The following is a 5224-nucleotide window of genomic DNA, read 5'->3' as shown; positions in this document are numbered from 1 at the left end:
CGACGAGCTTGCGCAGGAGCACGCGAGCTGGTCGGGAGCGGCTGACTGGCCGAAGGTCTGCCATCACTTGGAAAACCTTCTTTTAGTCAGCGAACTTAATAGAGGGAAGTGAAGCAGGGCGGCAGGTTTAACGTAATTGGCAGTAGTCACCAGAAAAAGATTTCCCTATAATAAAAAGTGAACGACAATTCATTTTATTTTGACAAAAGGGGCGAGGGGCAATGCGGGAAGTGGTTATCATCGAAGGAGTCCGTACGGCGGTTGGCCGGCGAAAAGGCATACACAGCGGAACGAGGCCGGATGAACTCGCTGCAGAGGTGCTTGAGGAATTAACTTCGCGGGCTGGTGTGGATAAAGGCTTGGTGGAGGACGTGATTCTTGGCTGTGTGACGCAGTCCGGAGAACAGGGCGGCAATATTGCGCGTACGGCGGCATTGATCGCAGGCTTCCCTGATTATGTGCCGGGCGTGACGATTGACCGGCAGTGCGGTTCCAGCCAGCAGGCGGTCCACTTCGGCTCACAGGCGATTCTGTCAGGTGATATGGAAATTGTCATTGCCGGCGGAATTGAGAGCATGACCCGTTCCCCGATGTTTTCCAATATGCAGGGGACCGAGCCAAGCAAGAAACTGACGGACCGGTATGAGATCATTAACCAAGGATTATCGGCTGAGCGGATCGCTGAAAAATGGGGAATTACCCGGAAAGAACTGGATGCCTACGCTGTTCAAAGCCATAAACGGGCGCTTGCTGCCATAGAAGCTGGAAAATACGCACAGGAGATCGTGCCGGTCGGTGCGCCGGCGGATGAAGGACCGCGGGAGGACACAACGGAAGAAGTGCTGGCCGATCTGAAACCGGCTTTCCGGGAAGATGGCCAGATCACTGCCGGAAACGCCAGTCAGATGAGTGATGGCGCTTCAGCAGTTCTGTTAATGTCAGGTGAGAAAGCGCGGGAACTTGGACTCGAAGCGAAAGCGCGGATCATCGCTCGCGCTGTCGTCGGGTCAGACCCGACCCTGATGCTCACGGGTCCGATTGCGGCCACAGAAAAAGCGCTGAAGAAAGCGAACCTCACCATCGGAGATATGGATCGGTATGAGGTGAATGAAGCATTTGCGCCAGTGCCGCTCGCATGGCTCAAAGAGACCGGGGCGGATCCGGAAAAACTGAACGTCAACGGCGGAGCTATTGCGCTGGGGCATCCGCTTGGCGCGACAGGAACGAAACTGCTCGTGTCTCTTGTCCATGAATTGGAGCGGATTGGCGGCCGATATGGGCTTCTGGCAATTTGCGAAGGCATGGGAATGGCAAATGCGACCGTAATTGAAAATCTGCAGAGGCCGGATCTATGAATAAGGCTCAAGTAAAGGCGATTGTAACAGGCGGCGCTTCCGGTCTTGGGAAAGCGACTGTGCAAAACGTGATTCAATCGGGCGGCATGGCGGCTATTTTTGATTTGAACGAAGAAAAGGGAGAAGCGCTCGCCGCGGAACTTGGAAAGGGCGCCGCGTTTTTCCGGACAGATGTGACGGATCCGGAAGAGACAGAACAGAATCTGGCGGCTGCCAGGCACTGGATGGGCGGACTCAATACCGTCATCAATTGCGCAGGCATTGGAACGCCGGGAAAAGTCGTTTCAAAGAATGGGCCGCTGCCGCTTGAACAGTTTGAAAAGGTTTTGAAAGTGAATCTGACCGGGACCTTTAATGTTATCCGTCTCGCCGCCGCGTTCATGCAGCAAAATGAACCTGACGCTCAGGGAGAGCAGGGAGTAATCGTAAATACCGCTTCTGTCGCGGCATTTGAAGGCCAAATTGGGCAGGCGGCTTACAGCGCTTCAAAAGGCGGCGTCGCCGCGATGACGCTGCCGCTGGCGAGGGAATTTGCTTCTGCCGGAATCCGGGTGATGGCAATCGCGCCGGGTCTGATCGATACGCCGATGTTTGAGGGACTGCCGGCAGCGGCGAAAGAAACACTCGCCCAAGGGGTGCCATTTCCGAAACGGCTCGGCAGGCCGGAAGAATACGCAATGCTCGTACAGCATATTATCGAAAACCCGCTATTAAATGGTGAAGTGATCCGGCTGGACGGTGCCATTCGTATGCAGCCAAAATGAGGGGTGAAGGGGATGGGTAAGTACCGGTTCGAAGAAGAAGAACATGAACTGTTCCGAAAATCGCTAAGGAAGTTTCTGGAGAAGGAAGCAGAGCCGTATTACGATCAGTGGGAACAGGAACGCGTGATTCCGAAGGCTTTCTGGAGAAAACTTGGAGAAATGGGCTTCCTCTGTCCGCAAGTATCGGAGCAATTCGGCGGGCTGGATGCGGACTTTCGGTACGGCGTGATTATCGGAGAAGAAATGGAGCGGGTCGGGGCCAGTCTGACCGGCGTCGGTCTCCATAATGACATTGTCGCCCCGTATATCGAATCCTACGGGACGGATGAACAGAAGAAGCGCTGGCTGCCAGGATGCGTGACGGGCGAGCATATATTAGCGATCGCCATGACGGAACCGGGTGCCGGGTCAGATCTTGCGGCCATTAAAACGACAGCCATCCGAGATGGCGATGAGTACGTCGTGAACGGGCAGAAAACATTTATCACGAACGGCATTCATTCAACGCTCGTGTTAGCGGCAGTGAAAACGAATCCGGATGCTGAACCGAAACACCGGGGGGTGTCGCTTCTGATGATTGAAGAAGGGACGCCAGGTTTCACGAAAGGGCGGAAGCTCGACAAAGTCGGCATGCACGCGCAGGACACATCGGAATTGTACTTCGAAGACTGCCGGGTGCCAGTGGCCAATCTCATCGGTGAAGAAGGAAAAGGATTCACGTACCTCATGGAAAAACTGCAGCAGGAACGGCTTGTTGTTGCTCTCGCAGCACAGACCGCTTCGGAAGACATGCTGGAAATGACGCTTCGTTATGTGAAGGAGCGAACGGCTTTCGGCAAGCCGATTGGTTCATTTCAGAATACGCAGTTCAAGCTGGCAGAAATGGCAACGGAAATCGAACTTGGGCATTCGTTCCTGGAATCGCTCATTGAAGATCACATGGCGGGTAAAGATGTGGTAACGAAAGTATCAATGGCAAAGTACTGGCTGACAGATACCGCGAAGAAAATCGCCGGCGAATGCATGCAGCTCCATGGCGGATACGGTTATATGGAAGAATACAAAATTGCCCGCCGCTACCGGGATATTCCGGTCGCCGCCATCTATGCGGGGTCGAACGAAGTGATGAAGATGATTGTGGCAAAACGGATGGGGCTTGAATGACGGGTGCTCGCCGGATCGGTCTGGAATCCCACACTTTGTCTGCCGGGTCCGTATGTGAGGACCCGTTTTATATGCGATCGGGCCCTTTGTTTTAAATGCCGCGGTGAACGGGAAAACGAAAGGGAGAGTGACAGGAGGGAATACAATGTTCGAACCGTTGCCACAGGACTTTTTTGACATGCCGACACTCGGACTGTCCCGTGAACTGCTCGGCTGTATTGTCGTACATGAAACGGCTGCCGGCATAGTGGCGGGAAAAATCGTTGAAACAGAAGCTTATATGGGAGAAACTGACCGGGCTGCCCACAGCTACGGCGGGAGACGGACAAAGCGGACGGAAATCATGTTTGGGAAGCCCGGGTCCGTCTATACGTATCAAATGCATACGCATACGCTGCTCAATGTCGTCAGCGGCCCGGAAGGAACCCCGCGCGCCATTCTCATCCGTGCGGTGGAGCCGGTGGCAGGGGAAGAAATCATGCGGGAACGGCGCAGCGACATGCCGGTCTATCAATGGACGAGCGGTCCTGGAAAACTGACGAAAGCGATGGGCATTACAATGGACTATTACGGTCACCACTTTTCGGAGCGGCCGCTTTTTATCGCAAAGGGTGAACCGGTGACGCAAGTGGAAGCCGGTCCTCGGATTGGTATCCAGAACACGGGCGAAGCGGTTCATTATCCCTATCGGTTTTTTGAAAAGGATAATCCGTTCGTCTCCAAATTCAGGAAGTGAGACGTTTATGGAAACCCCGGACGTGGAATAATATAATTGTAGCCCGCATTGTGCGGGTTTAGCTGATTTCAACAAAAAAGGAGTGACGGAAAATGGCTAAAATCGCCACACTGATCACCGATCTGTTCGAGGATGTCGAATATACGAAGCCCTCGAAAGCATTCACGGACGCCGGCCATGAAGTGATTACGATCGAAAAAGAAGCAGGCAAAGAAGTGAAAGGCAAACAGGGAGATGCCACCGTCGCCATCGATAAAAGCATTGATGATGTAAAGCCGGAAGACTTTGACGCACTGTTCATCCCTGGCGGATTCTCCCCGGACCAGCTGCGGGCGGACGAACGTTTCGTGCAGTTCGCCAAGTCTTTCATGGACAGTGACAAACCGGTTTTCGCCATCTGCCACGGTCCTCAGCTGCTCATCACGGCAAAAGCGCTGGAAGGGCGCAGTGCGACCGGTTACAAGTCGATCCAAGTAGACATGGAGTATGCAGGGGCGAAAGTGAAGGATCAGGAAGTAGTGAATTGCTGCGGCCAGCTTGTTACAAGCCGGCAGCCTGATGATATTCCGGCATTCAACCGCGAGGCACTGAATGTCCTGGAAAAAGCGAACGTATCCGCCGGATCTTGAATGCGGCGGACATGAAAAAGAAATTGGGCAGTCGCCGGCCATTTGTTTCGCTCCGGACCTGCTCCCTTGCTCCTGCGCAAGCTCGTCGCAAACAGCCGCGGTCATAACTTTACCGCGGCTGCTCGCAGGCGTCTCGCAGGACCCGTCCCTTCACAACGGCCGGCGGTTTGGGACATCCAAGTCTGTGGGGAGGCACAGGCCTAGATGTCTCACAGAAACTATTCCGGTTTGATTCCGGCTTCGGCTGTTCAGCGGCTTCCGGCAAGCATGGAACAGGAGATGCCAATCAGTCATGGCACATTCTCCTCAGGACAGGAAAAGGTGGAAGAAAGAAAAGGGGGGAACCTCGGCCACTCCGGCAGAATAACGGAAGGAAGAGACCCCGGAGCGCGCGTTAGTGCGTGAGGAGGCTCGCCCGTCCGTCTGCGGAAAGGGCCGGGTTCCCCCTTTTCTGAACCGGTAGGTTCTCCTAAAAGAAGGGCAGAACTGAGGAGGTAAAGCAGTTATTGCTGCTTTCTCGATAACTTTAAAAGCCCGGCAGCGCTGACTGCCGGGCTTTTAAATTGCATTTGAAAA

Annotated in this window: 5 protein-coding genes; all 5 read left to right on the top strand. The window is 54.2% G+C overall.

The window, feature by feature from the left end; genetic code table 11:
- Positions 1–221: 221 nt before the first annotated feature.
- The 5 genes from CCE92_RS12975 to yfkM all read left to right on the top strand — a co-directional run bounded on the left by CCE92_RS12975 (position 222) and on the right by yfkM (position 4648).
- The gene (locus CCE92_RS12975) at positions 222–1355 is read left to right on the top strand and encodes a thiolase family protein (protein ID WP_088008549.1); all 1134 of its coding nucleotides are present in this window, start codon (positions 222–224) and stop codon (positions 1353–1355) included.
- Complete coding sequence (locus CCE92_RS12970; protein WP_088008548.1) at positions 1352–2119, top strand: 3-hydroxyacyl-CoA dehydrogenase; 768 nt, start codon at positions 1352–1354, stop codon at positions 2117–2119. The genes CCE92_RS12975 and CCE92_RS12970 overlap by 4 nt, the downstream gene beginning before the upstream one ends.
- A 12-nt stretch (positions 2120–2131) precedes the next feature.
- Positions 2132–3283, top strand: a complete 1152-nt coding sequence (locus tag CCE92_RS12965; protein WP_088008546.1) for an acyl-CoA dehydrogenase family protein — start codon at positions 2132–2134, stop codon at positions 3281–3283.
- Between the two features lie 145 nt (positions 3284–3428).
- A complete protein-coding gene (locus CCE92_RS12960) occupies positions 3429–4019 on the top strand; it encodes a DNA-3-methyladenine glycosylase (RefSeq protein ID WP_088008544.1) in 591 nt (196 codons plus the stop codon).
- A 92-nt stretch (positions 4020–4111) separates the two neighbouring features.
- Positions 4112–4648 carry a general stress protein 18 gene (gene yfkM / locus CCE92_RS12955; protein ID WP_088008542.1) on the top strand — a complete coding sequence of 179 codons (537 nt, stop codon included), beginning with the start codon at positions 4112–4114 and terminating at the stop codon, positions 4646–4648.
- Positions 4649–5224: the final 576 nt, after the last annotated feature.

It is taken from the genome of Indiicoccus explosivorum (assembly GCF_002167005.1).
Taxonomy (GTDB): Bacteria; Bacillota; Bacilli; order Bacillales_A; family Planococcaceae; genus Indiicoccus; species Indiicoccus explosivorum.
The sequence above is the reverse complement of the archived record's forward strand: the minus strand, read 5'-3'. Positions and strand labels throughout refer to the sequence as shown.